The sequence below is a fragment of the Algoriphagus boritolerans DSM 17298 = JCM 18970 genome, assembly GCF_900108085.1.
Taxonomy (GTDB): domain Bacteria; phylum Bacteroidota; class Bacteroidia; order Cytophagales; family Cyclobacteriaceae; genus Algoriphagus; species Algoriphagus boritolerans.
Genome location: NZ_FNVR01000006.1, coordinates 80213 through 102409 on the forward strand (window position 1 = coordinate 80213; position 22197 = coordinate 102409).

The following is a 22197-nucleotide window of genomic DNA, read 5'->3' on the forward strand; positions in this document are numbered from 1 at the left end:
AAAAAATGAAGTTCTCCATTGCTTTTTTGGCTTGGAATTTGCCAAAAGAGGGTGATGTCCGTGCTAATACTTATAGTTTCAGCCTTTTTATGGATTTATTCTCCTGTTAATGAGAGGAGTCCAGAGGAATCGATCGACCCGATAGTTTCTGCCATTGGAAGCGGTTCGAGCAGCGAATTAGCACGCTTTTTTGATTCCAGTATTTCCATGAATGTCAATGGGCAGCAAGGGGAATATTCCAAAAACCAGGCAGAGATTGTTCTTAGAGATTTTTTTAAGAAAAATCCATCCCAAGGCTTTACCTTGATTTTTCAAAATGAAAACCCCGGAAGCCTAAGCACTTATATCGGTGAATATGCCACCAATCAGGTGAGCTTTAAAGTTTTCATTAAAGTTTCCCAAAATGGGTCCGGTTTTCGGATTTATAGCTTAGACTTTGTAAAAAGCTAATTACAATCGTCGTATGCCGTTCATTTTGGCTATTTTTGGCACATGAAGCCCGCTTACCTGACGCCTGAGTCACTCCAAAAATTTATTCAATCCGCTCTCCTTGAAGATATTGGTCCGGGAGATTATTCTTCTTTGGCTTCAATTCCGGAGGGAAAAACGGGGCGTGCTCAGCTTCTGATCAAGGATGAGGGGATTCTTGCAGGCGTTGAACTTGCCGGTGAAATCTTCAAGTCCGTAGACCCTAGACTTGAAGTGCAATTTTTCAAAAAAGATGGAGATGCAGTGAAAGCAGGAGATGTGGGACTCATCGTTTCAGGCCCTTCAGCTTCCATCTTATCAGCAGAACGTCTCGTACTCAACTGCATGCAGCGAATGAGTGCCATTGCTACTAAAACGCACCGATTGAGTCAGCTGATTTCCCATACCAAAGCAAAACTGATGGACACTCGCAAAACCACTCCCAATTTCCGGTTGATGGAAAAGTGGGCGGTACTCATAGGCGGGGGAGTAAATCACCGTTTTGCACTCTATGACATGGTGATGCTCAAGGACAATCATGTCGACTTTGCCGGAGGAATCCGTGAAGCCATTGAGCGAACCAAAAAATACCTGGCAGAAAACAGCCTAAATCTGAAGATTGAAATAGAAACCCGAAATCTGAATGAAGTTCGTCAGGTCTTGGAAGTAGGTGGAATAGACTACATCATGCTCGACAACATGGACTTTGCCACGATGCGTGAAGCTGTAAAAATGATTGACGGGAAATTTTCTACTGAAGCTTCTGGCGGAATTACAGAAGAAACACTGGCAAAGGTCGCTGAATGTGGGGTAGATTTTATCTCGATGGGGGCTTTGACTCACTCGGTAAGCAGCCTGGATATCAGCTTAAAGGCGATTTAAGGCAAAAAAAGAACAGAAAGCGATTTTTTGGCCTTTTATGTGTGTAAGTAAACTTACAAAACCAATTCAATTAATGAAGACAAAATTTGTGGTAATCGCTTTAATGTTGTTGGGGATTAATGTTGTTGGGGACTTTATCTTCAATCTTCATGCAAATCGAGTTTTCCAGACACCAACTGGACCGATAAGCAATGGACAGTAGTCGAAATGCTTGACATACCCGTGCAAACCTCCAATTCTCCACAGGATGCACATCTGATTTTTAGCGCTGCGGAGAAAATGGTCAATGGAAGTGGAAGTTGCAACCGGATTTTTGGCCCTTATGAGATAGGCAATCGCAATAGCCTCAAGTTTGGAAACTTAGCCTCTACCATGATGGCCTGTCAAAATCAGGCCTTTGAAAATAAGCTTCTGGAAACGCTAAAATCCGTGGAGCGCTACCAGATCATTGGAGGAGAACTTTGGCTCAAAGACAGCCGCAAGCGAGTGATTTTGAAATTAAGATAAATCGCAAGATTAGCAAATGAGAAGGCAAAGGATCCTACTTGCTATGCTTTAGGGTTTCATTTTTCATCATGTTTATCCAATCGAAACAATATAAAAACGTGTCGATTTTTTTGAATATTTTCGACACGTTTGATTCATGTGTCGATTGCCTCGACATGTAATTCGGTATTAAAAAGGAATGGAAAATATTCCAGGACTATTCAGACAAGACACTCATCAGGCCTAGATTAATATAATACACCTCTTTGCCCAGCTTAATGGAATGGAGCAATCCCGTTTTTTCGATCTTTTTGAGATATTCCGCAGCAGTCTGACGCTTGGCAATCGAGTTTTCGTCGAGAATGCTTGTTTTGATATAGGGATAACTATAAAGCAGGTCAACTAATTCCTTTGAAAACGAAGCTTTGAGGGCCTCTTTTATAATGGGTTGAGCATCCTGCTTAAGTTTCAAAATGGTATTTATTTTCGAAAGAGTCATTTCTGCTGTTTCCCCAATCCCTTTTAGAACAAATTTTACCCAACCTTCCCAGTTTTGGTTTTCAGTAACTTCCCTAAGTAATCGGTAGTAATCTGGTTTATTTTGAATGATGTATCTACTAAGATACAAGACGGGTAAACCCAACAAATCTTTATTGATTAAATACAGTACGTTCAATATCCTTCCCGTTCTTCCATTGCCATCACTGAAAGGATGTATAGCTTCAAATTGATAATGAATCACCGCCATTTTAACCAAAGGATCCAAGTCGCTATACTCATCATCATTGATGAATTTTTCCAGTTCGGCCAGCTTTTGCCTAATAATTTCTTCCCCCTCGGGAGGAGTATAGACTACAGCCTTTGTGGATGGGTTGGAAAGTTTTGTTCCGGGATTCTTTCGAATATTATCATCAGTATCTCGCAATTTTTGCATGATACCTACCAGTAGATTGGTCGTGATAAGGCCGTTTTTATTCATTTGGTTTAGCCCCCAATACATGGCCTCTCTATATTGAATCACTTCCTTGGCAGCTGGATTTTTGATGCGTTCGGTGATATTCAATGATGCTTTATAAAGTTCGTCCTGAGTGGTCACAATGTTTTCAATAGCACTTGACTCTTTACTTTCTTGAAGAACGATAGTATTTAAAAGTAAATTTGGATTTGGCAAGGTTTGACAATAGCCTTTTAATTCAGCTAATAACTTATTGGCTTTAATTATTTGTCTAAAAATATTGGGGGTTTCCAAGTTTGCTTTTGGAGGCAAATCAGGCAGGGAATTATAGGAAAAGTCTTTATCAAAACTCATGCGCTTTTTGTTTTTTAAAATTGTCCGAATTCAGCAGTTTATTGCTTTAACCTAGCCTAGTCAGCTTATTTTTTCAACAATGTTGAAAGTAAGGTCCAAAAAGCACTTCCATTAAGTAAGAAAAAAAGTTTGGCTTTTGACATTTACAAAGGAAATTATTTAATCAAGCGATTGAAAACCAAGATTTAAACAGGAATTTGCCTCCATTCTGTTGTTTAAATGTACTTGAGTTTTTTATCTATTTTGAATTTGGGTCGTATTCTACTAGATTTTCCTTCAGAAATTTATATTCAATATAAAAGTGATTCCTATTTCGGCCTGCTTAGGAACTCCACATTCCGCTTGATCCCCAAAAACTTTGGTCGCTTCACCGCCGACTTCGCAAACACCCGCTTGAAAGTCTCCTCAGTCATCTCTACCCAATCCCGATTGGAAAAGCCCGCCAATTCATCCTTAGGCTGAAAAGCAGGTTCCCGATTTGGTTTGGAAAATCGGTTCCAGGGACACACATCCTGACAAATGTCGCAGCCAAAGGCCCAATTTTCCATCTTTCCGGCAAACTCATCGGGAATCGCTTCTTTAAGCTCAATGGTCAAATAGGAAATACATCGCGACGCATCCACTACACCTGCCTGAACAATCGCATCGGTCGGACATGCATCGATGCATGCGGTGCAGGTTCCGCAGTAGTCTTTGGCCAAAGGCAAATCCGGTGTGACTTCCAAGTCGATGATTAACTCTGCCAAAAAGAAAAAGCTTCCCATCTCCCTATTGAGCAGCAGGCTATTTTTCCCGATCCAACCCAAGCCAGCTTTCTGGGCCCATTGCCGCTCCATGACCGGTGCCGAATCCACAAAAGAACGACCGTTGATTTCCCCAATTTCTTCCCTGAGCACTTCCAAAAACTCGGTGAGCTTAGTCCGAATCACGTCATGATAATCGGCTCCATAGGCGTATTTGGCGAGTTTGATGTCCTCAGATTGATGTGGAAGTTGCTTTTCGGGGTAGTAATTATAAATGAGTGAAACAACGGTTTTTGCACCTTCGACCAGTTTGGTTGGATCAAGTCGCTTGTCAAAGTGATTGGCCAAGTACCCCATTTTACCCTGATAGTTTCGGTTGAGCCATTCCTCCAGTCGCGGAGCTTCAGACTCCAAAAACTCCGCCTTAGCAATCCCACAAAAGTCAAAACCCAATCGCTTTGCGATGGATTTGATGAGTTGGGCGTGTTTATCGGCGGGGGTCATAGGAATTCGAAAAGTACTTTAAATCATTTTAAAGAAGAAATTGAGAACATTAAGGAAAAGACACTTATATTTAAATCAAACACGTGTAATTATGAAATATCCAAGTCCCAAGCTTTCGGACAGAGACATGATTAAAGTGGGCATTACAAATGGCCTTTAAAAACAAACTTAAATCATATGAAGACGAAACTAACACTGACTATAAAAAAAGAAATTGTAGAAAAGGCTAAGAGGAAAGCGTCAAGTCAGGGAATTTCTCTTTCCAAGATGATTGAGAATATTTTTGAAAAAGAAGACCCGGAATTGGAAAAAACCCCGGAACAACTTGCTGCCGCAAGATTTCTGGAAAGACTAAAAAACGAGGCTCCAATCAAAGCATTGGAAAAGTCAGACAAAGAATTAATCCGAGAGCATCGAGGTAAAAAATATGTTTAGGATTTTTTTAGACACCAATGTTGCGCTCGATTTGATTGCAAATCGGGAACCTTTCGTTCAGGAAGCACTGCCTTTTTTAGTGCTAGCGAAAAATGGCGATGCCCGTCTGTATATTTCCGAAGTTTCAATAGGAACTATAATTTACATGTCTTTTGACCGATTAAAGCTGGTTAATGCAGAGGAAAAATTGATCCAATTCATTGAATTCTGTCATATACTATCAGGTGGAAAAAAAGCCTTAATGGATTCATTGAACTCAGATTTTAAAGACAAAGAGGATGGCCTTCAATATTTCACAGCGGTTGACAATGACATGGATTTTTTAATCACCCGAGATAAAAAAGACTTTAATACTGCCCTTGGAAAAATCCCAATCCTTACTCCAAACGAATTTTTTGCGAGTTGATTAATTCTGCTATTTCCTCAAATCCTCCCGATCCTGATACCACTGTTCCTCAAAAGTTTCCTTAATCTCCACCGGAGCAGCCAACACCGACCATACCATCCACAAAACCAAAAACGGTCCAGCTAAGAAAATTGCCCAAATCAACGAATAGGCCACATTAAACTGGATCAAGGTCACAAACAGGATTAATACTCCGGTCACGATTCCCACAGCACTGAAATAGTTCTTCATTTTTTTGAGGAATTTAGGATGCTTATTAAACTCCCCAGCCCTTCCCTTTGTTAAACTCAAAACTTTACCTTGATCACCATCTTGATACTAGATACCCGCTACTTGATTCTTAAATCTCGTTTCTTGCTCCTCGAATCTAAAAATATTCAAAATGAAAGGCTTCCGCTTTACCCAATATATTCCCCCAAATGACCCGGAGAAAAACACCTTTGAGAATCTGCTGAACATCTTCCTGCAGCTTGTCACCATGACCGGAGGAGATGTGGGAGAAGCTTTGAGTTGGCTCACCAATCTGGATAAGCGCTACAATATGACCAATCCCAACTACGGAATTGGTGATTTCATAGACGACCTCAAATCCAAAGGCTACCTCACCGAGGAAAATCAAAAAGGTGAATTCAAGATTACCGGAAAAGCGGAACAGAATATCCGGAAAAATGCCCTGGAAGAGATTTTCGGTAAACTCAAGCGTGGAAAATCCGGTCAACATAAAACCACCCATTCCGGCACGGGAGATGAACGGGGCACAGACCGAAGAGCTTTTGAATTCGGAGATAACCTCGATCAGATTGCCTTGACAGATTCCCTTCGCAATGCGCAGGCTAATCATGGATTTTCCGGCGATTACCTCCTCACCGAGGATGACCTGGAAGTCATGGAAAATGAAGTCCGGTCCCAGACTTCCACGGTACTGATGATCGATATTTCACACTCCATGATTCTATATGGTGAAGACCGGATCACTCCTGCCAAAAAGGTAGCCATGGCGCTCGCCGAACTTATAAAAACACGCTACCCAAAAGACACGCTGGACATCATCGTCTTTGGAAATGACGCCTGGCAAATCGAAATCAAGGACTTACCCTACCTGCAAGTGGGTCCTTATCACACCAATACCGTCGCCGGTTTGGAGCTCGCCATGGATTTACTTCGCCGGCGAAAAAATCCAAACAAGCAGATTTTCATGATCACAGACGGTAAGCCGACTTGTCTGAAAGTGGGGATCAAATACTACAAAAACGCCTTTGGAATTGACAGTAAAATCCTGGCAGAAACGCTGAAACTAGCTGCGCAATGCCGAAAGCTGAAAATCCCCGTGACGACTTTCATGATCGCTTCAGATCCTTATTTGAAGGAATTTGTGAAAGAATTCACCAAAGTCAACAATGGAAATGCCTACTACTCCAGTCTCAAAGGGCTCGGAGATTTAATTTTTGAAGATTACAGACGAAACCGAACCAAACGCTTCTAAGCATGGACTACCAAAAACTCACCGGTCACCAACTCTTGCAAATCAAAACCCTCGGACAGCTCAAAGCTTCCGGCTACACTTCCAAATCCATCAAAGAAGAACTTCGCGACAACCTGATCCTGAAGATCAAGCGAAAGGAAAATGTCTTTGAGGGCATTTGGGGCTACGAAGACACCGTCATTCCTGATATCGAGCGGGCAATCCTTTCCCGGCACAACATCAATTTGCTCGGTCTCCGTGGTCAGGCAAAAACGCGAATTGCCCGAATGATGACGCACCTGTTGGACGAATATGTTCCTGTCGTTTTCGGCTCGGAACTAAATGATGACCCCTTGCAGCCGCTTTCGACTTTTGCTAAAGATCTGATCGAAGAAAAAGGTGACGATACACCCATCATCTGGTGGCATCGGGAAGACCGCTACACCGAGAAGTTAGCGACTCCGGACGTTTCAGTCGCCGATCTGATCGGTGATGTAGACCCGATCAAGGCCGCGACGATGAAACTCAGCTACAACGACGAGCGGGTGATCCATTACGGGCTTGTACCCCGATCTCACCGTTCCATTTTTGTGATCAATGAATTGCCAGACTTGCAGGCGAGAATTCAGGTGGCATTGTTTAATATTTTGCAGGAAGGGGATATTCAGATCAGAGGATTTAAGCTCCGTTTGCCGCTAGACATTCAGTTTGTCTTCACCGCCAACCCGGAAGATTACACTAACCGAGGTAGCATTGTAACTCCGCTGAAAGACCGAATCGAAAGTCAGATCATCACGCATTATCCAAAGTCCATCGAGATCGGTCGTCGCATCACTGCACAGGAAGCCAATCTGAAGGGAAAGCCCGTAGAAAATATCTATGTGCCCGAATTGATGAAGGATCTCATCGAGCAGATAGCGATCGAAGCGCGAAGTTCAGAATTGGTGGATGAGAAAAGTGGGGTTTCTGCTCGATTGACCATTTCGGCCTATGAAAATCTGATTTCCGCAGCCGAAAGACGCCTCTACCTGAATGGAGAATCAAACACCATAGTGCGCATCGCTGATTTGATTGGAGTAATTCCTGCCATTACCGGAAAAGTAGAATTAGTCTATGAAGGGGAGCAAGAGGGTGCAGGATTGGTTGCATATAACCTGATCGGAAAAGCCATCCGAACCCAGTTTGTGAACTATTTCCCATCTCCGGAGCAAAAGAAAAAGGAAAAAACCGGCAATCCTTATGTACTTCCACTGGCTTGGTTTGGCGAAGGAAATGTACTGGACATCTTAGCTTCCCAACCGGACAAGGAATACAAAAGCCTGCTGCACACCGTGCCGGGGTTGGAAGACGTGGTCACCCAGTTGGTGAAAAACTTGCCTGAAAAAGAGAAGGAATTCTTTATGGAGTTTGCCCTTCATGGCTTGGCCGAATATTCCCAGCTGAGCAAAAAGCTTTTGGACACCGGACTTCAATTCAAGGACCTGTTCAGTTCAATGTTTGATATGAATGAAGACGATGACTTCGAAGATGAAGAGGATAAGTAAGAAAGGGGCGCAAGCCTCTTTTTTTGTTAAATTGAATTTTCAAAAGAAGTAACTATGACCATTGCAGAGAAGAAAATTGATTTGATTTCTTGGCTATCCAATCTTCAGGACGAAGAGATTTTGGATCAATTAGAGTCTATTCGAAAGAAAACAGTTCTTGATACCTATCAAAAGACACTTTTTCCAATGTCCATGGAAGAATTTGAAAACCGGGTGGCAGAGGCAGAGGATGATATCAAGGCAGGTCGATTTATTTCTCAAGAAGAACTCAAAAACCGAATCAAAGCAGGCAGGATTCTATGAAGATTTTTTGGTCGGAAAAGGGATTATTTGCACTGAAAGTTTACAAAGTCGATACAAATGGGAATAAACATTGAAAAACAAGCGGAATATTGGATTACTGGAGCGGAAGCGGATCTGGAAGTTGCCGAAATTCTGATTGAAAAACGCAGATTTCTCCATGGATTATTCTTTTGTCATTTGGTTATCTAAAAAGCGATTAAAGCGCATGTGGTCAAAGTCACGGGTGAAATAGCCCCCAAAACTCATAACTTGATCTATCTTTCTGAAAAATCTAACCTTGTACTTAGCGATGATACTTTAGAGTTTTTCGGAGTGCTGATGAAATATCAATTGGAAGGAAGATATCCTGGATATCAACCGTTTATTCCAGAACTTCGTGATGTACAAGATTATTTGATAGAAACAAAAAAGCAATTATTATGGCTCAAGGAGAGGTTATCCAACTATTAAAAAAATACATTGAAATCCTTCGAGCTGAAGGCATTTCAGTCAGAAAAGCTTTCTTATATGGAAGTTATAGCGATAACTCTGCCTCAGAGGATAGCGATATTGATGTTTTATTGATTTCTGATGGGTTTGAAGAATCCAATGATAAATTGGTAGGAAGGGTATGGTGTCTAACCAGTAAAGTAAATTCTAGAATCGAGCCTATAATGATTGGAACTAAAAATTATGAGAGTTCAGAAAACTCACCTTTAATCACAAAAGTTAAGCAAACTGGAATCCAGATAGTATGAAATGGCTATTCATCGGCACTTACGGTTAAAAAAAGTTCGTGCTTTCAGCACTCGACACTGGATCATTTATATAAACCCTGCATTGCATACTTGGCTAATACAGGACGTACCGTTGGCACTTTTAATATCCTAAATACCCATTTCTCTGTCTGTGGAAAAAAAACCTTCGAATTGGATGCGGCACCTGCGGTAAATAGGATCAAATTAAAATCAACACAATCCCCACCAACGCAGGCAGGCCCTGCAAATAAAAGATCTTTTTACTTGCCGTAATTCCTCCAAATATCCCTGCGATCAGCACACAGGTCAGAAAAAACAAGGCTACTTTATCCGCCCAAACCAGCTCTGAAATCACTAAGGACCAAACCAAGCCTGCCACCAAAAACCCATTATACAATCCCTGATTTGCAGCCAAAGCCTTTGTCTTGGGGAACATTTCTGCCGGCATTTGACGAAAGATTTTTCGCCCTGTCGTCTCCCAGGCAAACATCTCAAACCATAAAAAATACAGATGAAGTGCGGCTATCAAGCCGATGACGAGGTTGGTGAGAAGTTCCATTGTTTTTATTTGAAGATATGAAAAAAGGTCAACAGTCCACAGACGACAGTCCACCGCCGTTGACTGTTGACCGTTGACCGAAAAACCTATCTTTGCTTCATGTCCGAAATCCAACTGCCCAAAGACTTTGAATCCCAAATGCGGACCCTTTTGGGAAAGCAAGAATTTGAAGATTTCAAAGCCGCAGTAAATCAAGCTCCTCGTACTTCCATCCGGCTCAATCCGGCAAAACCATTTTCTCCAAATTGGCCTAGGACTCCCATTCCATGGTCGGAACACGGATTTTTTCTAGAAGAGCGACCAAGTTTTACCCTTGATCCGGCATTTCAGGCAGGAGCCTATTATGTGCAGGAAGCCTCCTCCATGTTTATCGAGCATGTGCTGAAAAGTTTGAAAATACCCAAAGGAATTTACCTGGACTTGGCAGCTGCTCCCGGAGGAAAAAGCACCTTACTTTCTACTTTTCTGGGAGATGAAGGCACGCTAGTCGCCAATGAAGTCATCCAATCCCGCGCTCAGATTTTAAAAGAAAATGCAATAAAATGGGGTTTGGGAAATATCATCGTGACCAATAACGACCCTGATCATTTTGAGCCTTTGGAAGGATTTTTTGATTTGGTCTTGGTGGACGCCCCTTGCTCTGGGGAAGGTATGTTTCGAAAAGATCCTCAAGCCCGGGAGGAATGGTCACCAGATCACGTTATGCTGTGCTCATCCCGACAAAAACGAATCATGGACAAGGCCGGAGCTTTGGTCAAAGGTGGTGGATACCTGATCTATTCCACCTGCACGTTTAATGGGCAGGAAAATGAGGAAATGATCAAATTTCTCACGGAGGAGTTCGCTTTTGACCCCATTCAAGTTCCGCTCGATCCAAGTTGGAATATCGTAGAATCCCAAGTGGAAACTCCCGATGGGACATTCTTTGGCTATCGGTTTTTCCCTCACAAAGTCGAGGGAGAAGGCTTATTTATTACAGTACTGAAACGTCCTGATTCTGCCTCGACTCAGGAACCCGGTAAAATCAAGGACTTCAAACATCCAGTCCTAAAATCAATCAATGAGCGGGAAGAATACGGCTTTGATACAGAATTAGGCTTTGACGGGAAAGGAAAATACTATAGTCTCAACGACTCTGTTTTTAGGATCGATCAAAAATTCTTCCGGCATTTTGAGCGGATAGCGGTGCATTTGAGTTTGCGCTATTTTGGAGTTGAACTGGGAAAAAAACAGAAAAACGACTGGATTCCTTCCCACGAATGGGCCTTGTCCAATTTGCCAAAAAATGGCTTCGCTACTCATGAGCTCAACTTAGATCAAGCGGTGGATTTTTTTCGAAAAAACGATCAGGAAATTTCCGATTTGCCTATAGGTTGGGTACTGCTGACCTACCAAAACCTACCACTCGGCTGGGTCAAAAATCTCGGAAATAGAGTGAACAACTATTTCCCTAAAGAGTGGCGAATCAGGATGTGAATGTTAGTGATTTTCTTTTTTCACCCATTCCAAAACTTTCCCCTTGGGCAATTCCTCCACAGTTCTTCCTTCCTTACCGGTCATCGTCTCGGCCGCAAAAAGTGAATTGATAATCGCTTCTTCAGTTGCTTCGATGACTGCAAGGAAAAGTGAAGTCATGTCGTCATTCCCCAGAAACGCTGCCTTTTGAAGTGATAAAGCAGGTATAGCGTGAGGAATTCTCAAACCCTTCGCAGTGGAAAATGCAATCACATAATCCCCCGAACCGTTGGATGCGATTCCCCCCGTCTTGGCCAAACCCATTATGGCTCGCTGTGCCATTCGCTCCAGATTCCGCTCCAAAACGGGAGCATCTGTAGCCACCACAATCATACAACTCCCATCGGACTTCTCCAGCGCGTCTTTGAAGGGATATTTTCCCAATTTTTCACCTACAGGTACCCCTGCAATCTGGAGATTCCCTCCAAAATTGGTTTGAACCAATACGCCTACCGTGTACGCACCGAGGCTTACAGGTAATTTTCGTGACGCAGTTCCGATTCCACCTTTCCAGCCAAAGCAAACCGTTCCTGTGCCAGCTCCGACATTTCCCTCTTCCACTGATCCGGTTTTGGCATTTTGAATTGCCTCAATCACCTCATTTGAAGAGATATGCATGCCTCGGATATCATTGAGGTAACCATCGTTAGTCTCACCAACTACCGCGTTGACAGATTGGACATTTTCGTTTCCAGACTGCGCCAACGAATACTTGACAACACCTTCAATTCCAGCCGCTACACTTAGTGTATTGGTGAGGATAATTGGACTTTCAAGCGTGCCCAGCTCCTGAACTTGGGTGACTCCGGCCAGTTTTCCGAATCCATTGCCGACAAAAATTGCGGCAGGCACTTTTTCCTGAAATAGATTTTCACCGTGTGGCAAAATTGCGGTAACCCCGGTTCGGATGCTTTCTCCTTCTATTTTGGTAAAATGGCCTACTTTCACTCCTGCTACATCAGTGATGGAATTGAGCGGACCAGTGGGAAGGATACCAAATGAGATCCCTAATTCACGAGGACGCGTTTGACAAAAAGACATTTGCATCGTTGAAATGATTGAGAATAAACTTAAACTCAAAATAGACCTAAATAAAAACATGACGCGACTAATTTTTCAATTTTCAAATCTTCCAATAATCTAATTATACCTATCTTAACGTTCCTTTACAACTAGAATTTATACATGCTCAAAAAACAGCGATACGAAGCTTTTATTACCCATTTTTCTACGAACATGCCAGTCGCAGAGACCGAATTACAGTATGAAAACCCCTTTCAGCTGTTGGTCGCTGTGGTTCTTTCTGCCCAATGCACTGACAAGCGGGTGAACATCGTCACACAAGAACTATTTAAACATTTTCCTACTGCTGCACACTTGGCTGCCACACACTTTGATGAGCTTTTTCCTTATATCCGTTCTATCTCCTATCCAAATAACAAAACCAAACACCTGATCGGACTGGGAAAGATGCTGATGGAAGAATTTGGAGGAGAAGTACCTTCAACCGTCGAGGAACTTACCAAGCTGCCGGGCGTGGGCCGAAAAACCGCCAATGTCATCACTTCTGTGGTCTGGAATCAGCCCAATATGGCTGTTGATACCCATGTGTTTCGGGTTTCACGACGTCTTGGGCTTGTTCCTCTGACTGCCAAAACACCCCTGGAGGTGGAAAAGCAACTCGTCAAGCATATTCCAAAACAGCACATCCACATCGCACATCATTGGCTGATTCTCCACGGGAGGTACGTTTGCCTCGCTCGCCGACCCAAATGCGAGGAATGTACGCTGACTCATTTTTGTAAATATTTTGAAAAAAATCAAGGGAAGACTTTGAAGGAGGGAGTGAGCTCCTGATGTGTGGGATCCATTTGATCTGGGGAAAAAAGGCAAGCAAAAAGTCAATACAGGCATTGGTGGATGCCACACATCACAGAGGGCCGGATCAGTCGGCCATTTATTCACCCTGGAATGGACTCTGGATCGGAGTAAATCGCCTAAAAATTCTGCACCCAGGATCAGATGCTGACCAGCCTTTTTGGGCTCCGGACGGGAACAGTCTGTTGATTTTGAATGGGGAGATTTACAATTTCCTGGAGTTGAAAAGCCTGTTGATGAAAATGGGAATCGAATTTATTACCCAATCTGACACAGAAGTCTTACTTCATTACCTTCGCGTTTTTGGTGCTAAAGGACTGGAAAAGCTTAATGGCATGTTTGCATTGATATACATCGATCTGATCAGCAAATCTGTCTTGGTCGCCCGGGATCGGAACGGCGAAAAACCACTCTATTACGCCCAAAGTCCGGATAATCTGGTGATTTCTTCAGAACTCAGAGGCATCACAACCTTCCAAAACTATGCCCCGGACTGGGATCAGGTGGAACACTACTTCTATTTCAGAGCTCCCGCTCCGGGAAAGACTTTTCATCGGGGAATCAGCGCTTGGAAACCCGGGCGCTACAGCACCATATTCCGTCATGACACCTTCAGGTGGGATACGCTCAAGGTGTCAAAAGAAAAAAATTCAGTCCCCTCTCAGGCAGACTTTTCCGAACGTCTGGAAAAGGCAGTTCTCAATCAATTTCATGCAGATGTACCTGTAGGAATGCTGCTCAGTGGCGGGGCAGATAGCAGTCTGTTGTATTCACTTTGGTACAAAAAAACCGGAATCCAACTTCCTTCCTACACGATTCAGCACGAAAAAAAATACCGTACAACGTACTCGGACGGGGATCAGGCCATTCGATTTTCCAAACAGATTCCAACCAAACATCAGCTGATCGATGTGGATCAAAAAATCTTCCTGGAAAACTGGGATGAATACATTAGATCGGTAGATCTTCCAATAGGCGATTCAGCAGGTTTTTTGACCTGGTTGATTGGCAAGAAGGCCAAATCGGAAGTCAAAGTCCTGATCTCAGGCGCAGGAGCAGATGAACTTTGGGGCGGGTATCAAAGGCATCAGGCTTTTTCCAGATTTTGGGATCAACATGAATTTTGGAGCAAATGGGCAGGATTTCTGGAGATGTTTCCTTTTGGTAGGGAATGGAAAAAGTTCATGTCAGGAATCCGGCCTGATCCCAATCATACTTTTCTGAATTTTTCTGCACTGCAAAATCCTCCTTCGGAACTCACCGGGGACTACGAGCGAATATTCAATTCCAAACTCTCGGAATACAAGCGTATGCTGGACTTTGACCGACAGGTCTATCTGGTACAGGACGTCTTAAAAATCCATGACAATGCCTTGATGGCGCATGGTATCGAAGGTCGAGCGCCCTATCTCGATACGACACTTTTGGCGCTTTGGCAAAAAGTGGAAGAACCCAAACTTTTTACGGGCAAACCCTGGATCAAGAATTTACTTCGTGAAAATCAACTGTCTTGGGTAGCAGATCGTAAAAAATTCGGATTTGGTTTGCCCCTCAAAGAATGGCTTAGGGAAAAAGGAGAATTCTCAAAAAAGATTTTCGCAACAGTCAAGACCTTTGACCTTACTCACGGTGATCACTTCTCCAATCCCGTAAGACAGCTCCTTCAAAATCCGGAGACAGGTGCCAAAACACAATTCCTTACCCTTTATAATCTGTTTCTTTTGGCAGAATGGGCGAAATTGCGACAGCTATGAAGGTCATCTACATCCATCAGTATTTCCGCACCCCAGACCAAGGAGGGGCGGTGCGGTCTTATCACCTCGCCAAGGGTCTGGTAAATGCAGGAATCGATGTGGAAATGATTACGGCGCACAATTTCCCTGATTACGATCAGCGCTGGATTGATGGTATTCGAGTGCATTATTTGCCGGTGAAATATGACCAGAAATATGGCTTTCTGAAGCGAATCCGGGCATTTTGGAAGTTTGTGTTGAAGGCCAGAAGGCTGATCAAAAAGCTACCAAGACCGGATCTACTGTACATTACCTCGACTCCGCTGACCACAGGTTTGATCGGTCTATGGGCAAAAAAACAGTTGGCTTTACCCTATATTTTTGAAGTGCGCGACCTCTGGCCGGAAGCACCCATACAGGTGGGGGCCATTCGAAATCCTGTCGCAAAATCATTTCTTTACAGGCTGGAGAAGCGCATCTATGATCAGGCACTGAGTTTGGTTGCCCTTTCCCCTGGGATAATCGCGCATTTGCAGAAAGTCAGTCCAAATCGTGATGTAGCATTGATCCCGAATTTTTCGAATCTGGAGGTGTTTTTCCCAAAAGAGAAAAATCAAAAACTACTCAGACAGCTCAGCCTGTCTGATGGTCTGACCATCGCCTACACGGGTGCCCTTGGCCAAGTCAATGCGGTGGAGGAACTGTTGGATTTGGCAGAAATGGCTCAAAACCACGATAAAAAATGGAATTTCCTGATCATGGGAACAGGAAGTCACGAAGAAGATTTAAAGAAAATCGCTCAGACAAAAAAACTGTCGACTGTCCACTTTATCCCTTTCGGTTCAAAGGAGGATGTAAATGAAGTGCTGAGTCTCGCAGATTTTGCCTGGATATCATTTGCGCATTTGCCAGTCTTGAAAACCAACAGCCCCAATAAGTTTTTTGATGCTTTAGCTGCTGGAAAAGCCATTCTGGTCAATCACAAAGGCTGGGTCTATGACTTGATAAAAACCCATGAACTTGGGATTTCCTGTCTTCCGGGAAAGATGGTGGCCACTTTTGCGAAGCTGGAAACCCTGGCGGAAAATCCCGTCGAAGTAGCGCGAATGGGCAGGAATTCCAGAAAATTAGCTGAAGCTTATTTTTCAAAAGAGCTTGCTGTGCGCAGACTTTTGGAAGTCATCCAGCCCCGTCCAAAAGCTACTCAGGCCGACGCGGTCGATATCCGGACTGCCTGAAAATCTTCTCCACATCAAATTCCATCATCAATGCGGCCAAGTCCAAATCCTGATTGAACCGGTAATCATCCACAATATTCCATCCCAGCCATCGGCCCAACCTTCCGGGAGCATTGGTGGATATGGCATCCGTGAATGGTGCCTCTCCGATGTATTTTCGGATTTCGAAGGGATTGGTTTCGTAGAGCAATTCATTTTCCACAAAATGCGCCCAAATGTACTCCTCGTTGTCAAAGCACTCGGCAATCTCCTCGGGTGTGTAACCAATGATGTATTGATCAGAGGTACAGGGTAGGATCGCTTTGACAAAATGATAAGCTTTGCCATAAAAGATCATTTCCGAAAGCAAGGTGTTTTGTGCAGGATCGGTAATGTTGTATTTGGATGAAATAGCAAGGACGATCATCGGCACGAGATATTCCTTTTCATACCTTACAGCCATGTATCGGGCAATATCAGGCTGAAAAGTATGATCAGCCGGAAGAAAATAATCCAGACCAATGACGATCATATCTTCGCTCACGATCAAATCCGAGTTGAACCCCGAAACAAAGGTGTAAACTTTAGGCGCTTTAAAATCAGGAAAATAATATTTGATGGCTTTGAAGGCTGTCTCCAGCTCGTTTTCAAGGTCGGAAATGTCAGCAAATTCGACTTTGACAGAATCATACAGCACTCGGAGTGCAGAATCCTGATGGACTTCCAAAAGATTTGCAGCCAGTGAATCGGGAGAGAAATACAGACTTTGCTGGAGGTATAATTCTGCAAAATCGGGATACTTATCCAATAAAAAGAGGTAATCCTGGGTTGATTGGGCACCAAAAAAAGCATCCTCCAGTCGGGTAACAGTCACATCCAAGTCCTGATCCAAAATCTTGGGATCAAGTTCACAGGTTTCGTTTTTTTTGCCGCAGGCAACCACAAGAAACAAGATCGGAAGTAGATAGATAATTTGCTTTAGCTGCATGGAATTTTGGTTTCGGCTCCAAAAATAAGGAATCCGATCCAATTCCCTTGAAAGGTAACCCAGGATCCCTTGGCGTTTTGCGGGTTGCTTCTTCAGATCGTAATACCGTACTTTCCCAGGTGAAAAACACGTGGATTACCGGACTGGCATTTTTTCGATACCTGACTTTTCAAAAAGTCATGAATTACCTACTGCTCCGAAGTTCATTTCATCTTAGCCAGGTAATTCAAAAACCCATCATGTGGGGCAAACCTACCGCGCTCAGCATCGAACCTACCACAAGTTGTAATTTACGCTGTCCGGAGTGTCCTTCCGGGTTGCGCTCGTTTTCAAGATCCACCGGGATGTTGCAGGAAAAACTTTTTGAGCAGGTCATTGATCAGGTTAAAGGCCACCTTTCATGGCTTCATCTGTACTTTCAGGGCGAACCGTTTTTGAATCCTCGATTTCTGGAAATGGTGCGCTACGCTGATTCAAAGGGGATTTTTACCTCCACCTCCACCAATGCACATTACCTTAATGAAAAACAGGTTGCCGGAATTCTGAAAAGTGGATTGAAACAGCTAATTGTATCTATGGATGGAATCACTCAGGAAGTCTATGAGCAATATCGGGTAGGAGGAAATCTAAGTAAAGTTCAGGAAGGACTGGGGCGGTTGATTTCGAAGCGCAAAAAAGCAGGACAACACTTCCCGAGAATTGTGCTGCAATTTTTGGTAACCGGACAAAATGAGCATCAGCTTCCCGCCTTGAAATCTTGGGCTAAAGCTATGGAAGTAGATGAGCTGCAGCTCAAAACCACCCAAATTTATGACTTCGAAAACGGGTCTGATCTAATCCCAAAAGACTTGGGTTATTCCCGATACCTTCCCTTGGGAAATGGGAAATGGAAGCTGAAAAAGCAACTGGAAAACAAGTGCTGGCGAATGTGGGAAGGGGCTGTCGTAACTTGGGACGGGAAGGTCGTCCCCTGCTGTTTTGACAAAGACGCCAACCATGTAATGGGTGAGCTAAAAAATCAGACTCTAAGCACAATATGGAATGCCATGCCTTATTTTAACTTCAGAAAACAGCTGCTAGCCGACCGAACTCAGATTGAGATTTGCAGGAATTGTACGGAGTAGGACAAAAGCACTACAGAGTTATTTTCGGCTATTTTCTTTCAAATAGAATTTTTCCCACTCGTTCAATGTGGTCAACTAGATCCGGATTCTCAATTTTAAATTTTCAAATATCCAAATTATTGTTCAATTCCTTGATTTAGGATCTGATCGAAAAGGGACTTTTTGGACCTATATTTGGTAGAATTAAGAAATTGATGGATTTTTGATAACCGTAATTGCCCGATATCCACACGGAATAGTCTTTTAGCTCATGATTTCAAACATACGAATCTGGTATTTTTTTGCCTTAATCACGCTGCTGATAGGTTCAATTCCGTCAGCTTTTGCACAGCAAAATACTGACCTGACTACCATCAAAGTCGATGAACTGAGCGATGATCAGGTGGAAGAATTAGTCAATCGGGCCAATGAGGCAGGACTTTCTGTAGATGATTTTCTACAAATGGCCCAACTCAGAGGGATGCCATCATCTGAGGTGGAAAAATTGCGAAACCGAATCGGTGACCTTGATCTGGGCAGCTCCAAAACCCGGAGCACAAATGTCTCCCGCAGAGAACCCCGACAGCAAATGGACCTCAATGAGATCACACAGGGAATCTACCAACCGCAAGCGGAAATTCAAGAACCGACATCAAGCGAAGAAATCTTCGGAACATCCCTTTTTTATCAAAAAAACCGTCGGCTAAGTTTCGAACCAAGCCTAAATCAAGCTACACCCCAAAGCTACATCTTGGGTCCGGGAGACGTAGTATTTGTGGATATCTACGGTCAATCCGAACAATACTACGAGGCCACGGTAAATCCTGACGGATTCGTGATTTTGGACAATATCGGACCCATTTCGGTATCCGGAAAGACCATCACCGAAGCGACAGGAATCATCAAAAGCAGAGTTTCCAGATATTACCCGGGACTCTCAGGGACCAATCCAACAACCTTCCTTCAGGTAACTTTGGGAAATGTCCGAACGATCAAGGTCCACATTTTAGGTGAAGTTCGACTGCCTGGCACATTTACGCTCAGTGCATTTTCTACAGTTTTCAATGCACTCTATTCTGCCGGTGGCCCAAATGAAAACGGTACCATGCGAGCAATCAAAGTGATCCGTAACAACCTTCCAATCGCTGAAATCGATGTCTATGATCTGCTGATCAATGGAACAGCTGATTTGGATTTGCAGCTTCAGGATCAGGATGTGATTTTGGTTTCTCCTTTCCTCTCCAGAATCAAAATCAAGGGCGAAGTAAAACGTCCGATGACCTTTGAAATCAGTCCGGAAGACACATTTGAGGATCTGTTAAGCTATTCCGGAGGGTTCACGGATTTGGCATTTAAAGATCGCGTGGCTATCTCGAGAATTACGGGAAATCAACGCTCCGTATCTGATGTCTATCAAAATCAATTCAATCTTTTTATCCTAAAAGGAGGAGATGAAATCACGGTGAGCAGAATTCTGGATCGTTTTAGCAATCGGGTTCAGATCAGAGGAGCCGTCTATCGGGAGGGTACATTTGCGCTTTCCGAAGGATTGACCTTGTCTCAATTGGTAAAAAATGCAGAAGGACTCAGGGGCGATGCCTACCTGGAGCGTGCCAGCATACTCCGAACCAAATCTGATCTCAGCACAGAAATGATTGAGGTCAACTTAAGGAATGTTTTGGCAGGTTCTGCGCCTGACGTGGTATTGCAGCGCGAGGACGTGATCCGGATTTCCAGCATTTATGATGTCCAAAATGAACGCTATGTGCAGATTTTGGGAGAAGTAAAGAGACCCGGGACTTATCCCTACTCTGAATCCATGAAGATCGAGGAACTGATTATTTTGGCAGGAGGACTTCAGGAATCCGCCAATGCGCAGGACATCGAAATCGCCAGGAGACTGGAAGATTCTGATCTTGGAACACTGGCCGACATCATTCCGGCACGTGTCAATCCGGATCTTTCCATCACCTCGGATTCACCAAGCTTGCTCCCTTTTGATCAAGTAATCATCCGAAAGCGAGCCAATTTTACGATGCAACGTCTGGTGGCAGTAGAAGGTCAGGTGAATTCCCCAGGGATTTTTGCAATCGAAAATAGCCTGGAGCGAATTTCCGATTTGGTGAAACGGGCCGGCGGACTCAATCAGTTTGCTTACTCAAAAGGGGCAACCTTGATCCGTCGGACGGAATTTTTCAACACCGAATCGGAGCAGATCCGCCGGCAACGAAATCTGGAGGCTTTGAGAATGAAGTTGATCGAGGATCCAAACAATTCTGAGGCACAGGAAGAAATGCTTCAACGTTTGTTTAAAGATCTGCCCACTGAAAATGCAAATCCCATCGACACAGCACTTGCAAGCGCGAAAAAAGAATCCTTGGATCAGATCGCAGCCGGGACCCCTGGCTTTGCAGTGAAGCTCAAGGAAACGGAAGCAGTCGCTATCGATTTGCAAAAAATCATCGGAAATCCAGGATCAGAAGATGATCTGATCCTCGAAGAAGGGGATATTCTATCGGTACCTAAACTCCTTCAAACCGTGCGAATGCGGGGAGACGTGGTCTACCCGACTACACTCCGTCACGAAACTGGACGCGGTCTCAAACACTACATCAATGGTGCCGGTGGATTTGAACGCCGAGCCAACAAAAAACAAACCTACGTGGTCTATGCCAATGGTGCCGTGAAGCGGACCAAGGGCTTTTTCGGGATCCGAAATTTCCCTCCAATAGAACCCGGAGCTGAGGTAATTGTGCCAACCAAAGGACCTAGAGTACCTTTACGTCTCGGAGACGTAGTAGGTGTGACCACAGGTTTAGCGACTCTTGCCCTCGTTTTATCTCAAATCAACTGGAAATGACAGGTTCGAAGCATTTTTCTGAAAACCAGTTTACGCTAAAGGAGGTTTTTCAAAATCTCGGAGAGTGGTTTGCATATTTTCTTTCCCGATGGAAAATTCTCCTACTTGCCGGGGTCATTGGCATTGGTTTGGGAGCACTGGTTTCCAAATTCAAAAAGCCTGTTTTCCATGCCGAAACGTCCTTTGTGTTGGAAGAAGGCGACAGTGGCGGAATCGGCCAAATGTCCGGATTGGCTTCCCTTGTTGGGGTCAACCTAGGATCGCTGGGAAGTACAAGCGGCCTTTTCCAAGGGGACAATATCATGGAACTGTACCGCTCCGACCGGATGCTGGGTGAAACCTTGTTGAGTGAATTCAGCGAAAATCAGCTCTTGATCGACCGATTTGTGGAGTTTCAGGAACTGGACAGGAAGTGGGCTTCAAAAGTAGATTTTGAATCCCTTGACTTTTCCATTCCCAGAGAAAATTTCTCGGTAACTCAGGATTCTGTGGTAAAAGAAGTGGCCAAGCTCATCCGTGAAAATCAATTGGCTGTCGCGAAACCGGATCGCAAACTCAGCATCATCCAAGTCAGCATTTCTTCCAAAGACGAACAGTTTGCCAAAGTTTTCAATGAGAAACTGGTGGAAAAGGTGAATTCCTTCTACCTCGAAACCAAGACCAAAAAAACGGGGGAAAATCTTTCTATTCTCCAAACTCAGGCCGATAGTGTTCGGACCATTTTGGATCAAAGTATCGGCGCCTATGCCAGCGCTACCGATCGGGTTCCAAATGCTAATCCGCTGCTAAGTTCAGCCACTGTTGAAAGCAGGAAAAGACAAATTGACGTCCAGGCAACCAGTGCGGTGTATCAAGAGATCGTCAAAAATTTGGAGATCGCCAAAGTGAATCATCGCAACAATTCTCCGCTGATTCAGATCATTGACTCGCCGAGACTCCCACTGAAGCGATCAGAAATACGATTGGTCAAAGGAATGGTTCTCGGGGCGGTGATCACCGGGTTATTGGTGGTTTTTGGACTTTATTTTCGCAGGCTGTATCAAAAGCATGTGCAGGAAAGCTAAA

General features: G+C 43.8%; 22 protein-coding genes and 1 pseudogene. 17 read left to right on the forward strand and 6 right to left on the reverse strand.

Annotated elements, in window-relative coordinates:
- Positions 1 to 54: 54 nt before the first annotated feature.
- From C4S61_RS07870 to C4S61_RS07880, 3 genes and pseudogenes are all read left to right on the forward strand, one after another.
- Entirely contained in the window at positions 55 to 450 is a 396-nt protein-coding gene (locus C4S61_RS07870) for a DUF4783 domain-containing protein (protein WP_103924244.1), read from the forward strand.
- A gap of 42 nt (positions 451 to 492) precedes the next feature.
- Positions 493 to 1350, forward strand: a complete 858-nt coding sequence (gene nadC, locus C4S61_RS07875) for a carboxylating nicotinate-nucleotide diphosphorylase (protein ID WP_103924245.1) — start codon at positions 493 to 495, stop codon at positions 1348 to 1350.
- A 186-nt stretch (positions 1351 to 1536) separates the two neighbouring features.
- A pseudogene (locus C4S61_RS07880) lies at positions 1537 to 1857 on the forward strand (META domain-containing protein); the annotation flags it as partial.
- A gap of 196 nt (positions 1858 to 2053) precedes the next feature.
- Here C4S61_RS07880 and C4S61_RS07885 read toward each other — a convergent pair.
- Together C4S61_RS07885 and queG are read right to left on the reverse strand one after the other, a co-directional pair.
- Entirely contained in the window at positions 2054 to 3145 is a 1092-nt protein-coding gene (locus C4S61_RS07885; protein WP_103924247.1) for a Fic family protein, read from the reverse strand.
- A 308-nt stretch (positions 3146 to 3453) separates the two neighbouring features.
- Positions 3454 to 4392, reverse strand: coding sequence for a tRNA epoxyqueuosine(34) reductase QueG (gene queG / locus C4S61_RS07890; RefSeq protein ID WP_103924248.1), 939 nt, complete (start codon positions 4390 to 4392; stop codon positions 3454 to 3456).
- 177 nt (positions 4393 to 4569) lie between these two features.
- Here queG and C4S61_RS07895 point away from each other — a divergent pair, with 177 nt between their 5' ends.
- Both C4S61_RS07895 and C4S61_RS07900 read left to right on the forward strand, forming a co-directional pair.
- The gene (locus tag C4S61_RS07895; protein ID WP_103924249.1) at positions 4570 to 4827 is read left to right on the forward strand and encodes a DUF6364 family protein; all 258 of its coding nucleotides are present in this window, start codon (positions 4570 to 4572) and stop codon (positions 4825 to 4827) included.
- Entirely contained in the window at positions 4820 to 5233 is a 414-nt protein-coding gene (locus C4S61_RS07900) for a type II toxin-antitoxin system VapC family toxin (RefSeq protein WP_103924250.1), read from the forward strand. Before C4S61_RS07895 ends, C4S61_RS07900 begins: the two co-directional genes overlap by 8 nt.
- A 9-nt stretch (positions 5234 to 5242) precedes the next feature.
- On the opposite strand, the gene C4S61_RS07905 is transcribed toward C4S61_RS07900, so the two are convergent.
- On the reverse strand, positions 5243 to 5464 hold the full coding sequence (locus C4S61_RS07905) for a hypothetical protein (RefSeq protein ID WP_103924251.1): 222 nt from the start codon (positions 5462 to 5464) through the stop codon (positions 5243 to 5245).
- A gap of 151 nt (positions 5465 to 5615) precedes the next feature.
- Between C4S61_RS07905 and C4S61_RS07910 the strand changes: the two genes are divergently transcribed.
- The 5 genes from C4S61_RS07910 (at position 5616) to C4S61_RS07930 (ending at position 9279) form a co-directional block, all read left to right on the forward strand.
- Complete coding sequence (locus C4S61_RS07910; RefSeq protein ID WP_103924252.1) at positions 5616 to 6716, forward strand: vWA domain-containing protein; 1101 nt, start codon at positions 5616 to 5618, stop codon at positions 6714 to 6716.
- 2 nt (positions 6717 to 6718) lie between these two features.
- Positions 6719 to 8239 carry a P-loop NTPase family protein gene (locus C4S61_RS07915; RefSeq protein WP_103924253.1) on the forward strand — a complete coding sequence of 507 codons (1521 nt, stop codon included), beginning with the start codon at positions 6719 to 6721 and terminating at the stop codon, positions 8237 to 8239.
- A 54-nt stretch (positions 8240 to 8293) separates the two neighbouring features.
- Complete coding sequence (locus C4S61_RS07920; protein WP_103924254.1) at positions 8294 to 8542, forward strand: hypothetical protein; 249 nt, start codon at positions 8294 to 8296, stop codon at positions 8540 to 8542.
- Between the two features lie 207 nt (positions 8543 to 8749).
- Positions 8750 to 8992, forward strand: coding sequence for a HEPN domain-containing protein (locus C4S61_RS22645; RefSeq protein ID WP_160111215.1), 243 nt, complete (start codon positions 8750 to 8752; stop codon positions 8990 to 8992).
- Positions 8962 to 9279, forward strand: a complete 318-nt coding sequence (locus C4S61_RS07930) for a nucleotidyltransferase domain-containing protein (protein WP_103924256.1) — start codon at positions 8962 to 8964, stop codon at positions 9277 to 9279. The genes C4S61_RS22645 and C4S61_RS07930 overlap by 31 nt, the downstream gene beginning before the upstream one ends.
- A gap of 199 nt (positions 9280 to 9478) precedes the next feature.
- Here the strand turns inward: C4S61_RS07930 and C4S61_RS07935 are convergent, their stop codons facing one another.
- On the reverse strand, positions 9479 to 9838 hold the full coding sequence (locus tag C4S61_RS07935) for a DUF1304 domain-containing protein (RefSeq protein ID WP_103924257.1): 360 nt from the start codon (positions 9836 to 9838) through the stop codon (positions 9479 to 9481).
- A gap of 99 nt (positions 9839 to 9937) precedes the next feature.
- Here C4S61_RS07935 and C4S61_RS07940 point away from each other — a divergent pair, with 99 nt between their 5' ends.
- A complete protein-coding gene (locus tag C4S61_RS07940) occupies positions 9938 to 11314 on the forward strand; it encodes a methyltransferase RsmF C-terminal domain-like protein (RefSeq protein ID WP_103924258.1) in 1377 nt (458 codons plus the stop codon).
- 3 nt (positions 11315 to 11317) lie between these two features.
- Here C4S61_RS07940 and C4S61_RS07945 read toward each other — a convergent pair whose 3' ends face one another.
- Positions 11318 to 12400: a DmpA family aminopeptidase gene (locus C4S61_RS07945; protein ID WP_103924259.1), complete on the reverse strand. Its 1083-nt coding sequence runs from the start codon at positions 12398 to 12400 to the stop codon at positions 11318 to 11320.
- Between the two features lie 138 nt (positions 12401 to 12538).
- On the opposite strand from C4S61_RS07945, the gene nth reads away from it, so the two are divergent.
- From nth to C4S61_RS07960, 3 genes are read left to right on the forward strand one after another with little or no spacing between them, the layout of a single operon-like run.
- Positions 12539 to 13210, forward strand: coding sequence for an endonuclease III (gene nth, locus C4S61_RS07950; RefSeq protein ID WP_103924260.1), 672 nt, complete (start codon positions 12539 to 12541; stop codon positions 13208 to 13210).
- Positions 13210 to 14985, forward strand: coding sequence for an asparagine synthase (glutamine-hydrolyzing) (gene asnB, locus C4S61_RS07955; RefSeq protein WP_103924261.1), 1776 nt, complete (start codon positions 13210 to 13212; stop codon positions 14983 to 14985). Before nth ends, asnB begins: the two co-directional genes overlap by 1 nt.
- Positions 14982 to 16202 carry a glycosyltransferase family 4 protein gene (locus tag C4S61_RS07960; protein WP_103924262.1) on the forward strand — a complete coding sequence of 407 codons (1221 nt, stop codon included), beginning with the start codon at positions 14982 to 14984 and terminating at the stop codon, positions 16200 to 16202. Before asnB ends, C4S61_RS07960 begins: the two co-directional genes overlap by 4 nt.
- Here the strand turns inward: C4S61_RS07960 and gldB are convergent.
- Positions 16165 to 17169 carry a gliding motility lipoprotein GldB gene (gene gldB / locus C4S61_RS07965; RefSeq protein WP_103924332.1) on the reverse strand — a complete coding sequence of 335 codons (1005 nt, stop codon included), beginning with the start codon at positions 17167 to 17169 and terminating at the stop codon, positions 16165 to 16167. The two genes, C4S61_RS07960 and gldB, sit on opposite strands and share 38 nt — an antisense overlap.
- 119 nt (positions 17170 to 17288) lie before the next feature.
- Between gldB and C4S61_RS07970 the strand changes: the two genes are divergently transcribed.
- The 3 genes from C4S61_RS07970 (at position 17289) to C4S61_RS07980 (ending at position 22196) form a co-directional block, all read left to right on the forward strand.
- A complete protein-coding gene (locus C4S61_RS07970) occupies positions 17289 to 18293 on the forward strand; it encodes a radical SAM/SPASM domain-containing protein (RefSeq protein ID WP_235009877.1) in 1005 nt (334 codons plus the stop codon).
- A gap of 250 nt (positions 18294 to 18543) precedes the next feature.
- Positions 18544 to 21132, forward strand: coding sequence for an SLBB domain-containing protein (locus C4S61_RS07975; protein WP_103924263.1), 2589 nt, complete (start codon positions 18544 to 18546; stop codon positions 21130 to 21132).
- Positions 21129 to 22196, forward strand: coding sequence for a GumC domain-containing protein (locus C4S61_RS07980; RefSeq protein ID WP_103924264.1), 1068 nt, complete (start codon positions 21129 to 21131; stop codon positions 22194 to 22196). The genes C4S61_RS07975 and C4S61_RS07980 overlap by 4 nt, the downstream gene beginning before the upstream one ends.
- The last annotated feature ends 1 nt before the right edge of the window (position 22197 follow it).

Bases quoted from the DNA above. Each gene is read 5' to 3' on its own strand.
- C4S61_RS07870 (WP_103924244.1), top strand. From the start codon at position 55: ATGTCCGTGCTAATACTTATAGTTTCAGCCTTTTTATGGATTTATTCT.
- nadC (WP_103924245.1), top strand. From the start codon at position 493: ATGAAGCCCGCTTACCTGACGCCTGAGTCACTCCAAAAATTTATTCAA.
- C4S61_RS07885 (WP_103924247.1), bottom strand. From the start codon at position 3,145: ATGAGTTTTGATAAAGACTTTTCCTATAATTCCCTGCCTGATTTGCCT.
- queG (WP_103924248.1), bottom strand. From the start codon at position 4,392: ATGACCCCCGCCGATAAACACGCCCAACTCATCAAATCCATCGCAAAG.
- C4S61_RS07895 (WP_103924249.1), top strand. From the start codon at position 4,570: ATGAAGACGAAACTAACACTGACTATAAAAAAAGAAATTGTAGAAAAG.
- C4S61_RS07900 (WP_103924250.1), top strand. From the start codon at position 4,820: ATGTTTAGGATTTTTTTAGACACCAATGTTGCGCTCGATTTGATTGCA.
- C4S61_RS07905 (WP_103924251.1), bottom strand. From the start codon at position 5,464: ATGAAGAACTATTTCAGTGCTGTGGGAATCGTGACCGGAGTATTAATC.
- C4S61_RS07910 (WP_103924252.1), top strand. From the start codon at position 5,616: ATGAAAGGCTTCCGCTTTACCCAATATATTCCCCCAAATGACCCGGAG.
- C4S61_RS07915 (WP_103924253.1), top strand. From the start codon at position 6,719: ATGGACTACCAAAAACTCACCGGTCACCAACTCTTGCAAATCAAAACC.
- C4S61_RS07920 (WP_103924254.1), top strand. From the start codon at position 8,294: ATGACCATTGCAGAGAAGAAAATTGATTTGATTTCTTGGCTATCCAAT.
- C4S61_RS07930 (WP_103924256.1), top strand. From the start codon at position 8,962: ATGGCTCAAGGAGAGGTTATCCAACTATTAAAAAAATACATTGAAATC.
- C4S61_RS07935 (WP_103924257.1), bottom strand. From the start codon at position 9,838: ATGGAACTTCTCACCAACCTCGTCATCGGCTTGATAGCCGCACTTCAT.
- C4S61_RS07940 (WP_103924258.1), top strand. From the start codon at position 9,938: ATGTCCGAAATCCAACTGCCCAAAGACTTTGAATCCCAAATGCGGACC.
- C4S61_RS07945 (WP_103924259.1), bottom strand. From the start codon at position 12,400: ATGCAAATGTCTTTTTGTCAAACGCGTCCTCGTGAATTAGGGATCTCA.
- nth (WP_103924260.1), top strand. From the start codon at position 12,539: ATGCTCAAAAAACAGCGATACGAAGCTTTTATTACCCATTTTTCTACG.
- asnB (WP_103924261.1), top strand. From the start codon at position 13,210: ATGTGTGGGATCCATTTGATCTGGGGAAAAAAGGCAAGCAAAAAGTCA.
- C4S61_RS07960 (WP_103924262.1), top strand. From the start codon at position 14,982: ATGAAGGTCATCTACATCCATCAGTATTTCCGCACCCCAGACCAAGGA.
- gldB (WP_103924332.1), bottom strand. From the start codon at position 17,169: ATGCAGCTAAAGCAAATTATCTATCTACTTCCGATCTTGTTTCTTGTG.
- C4S61_RS07975 (WP_103924263.1), top strand. From the start codon at position 18,544: ATGATTTCAAACATACGAATCTGGTATTTTTTTGCCTTAATCACGCTG.
- C4S61_RS07980 (WP_103924264.1), top strand. From the start codon at position 21,129: ATGACAGGTTCGAAGCATTTTTCTGAAAACCAGTTTACGCTAAAGGAG.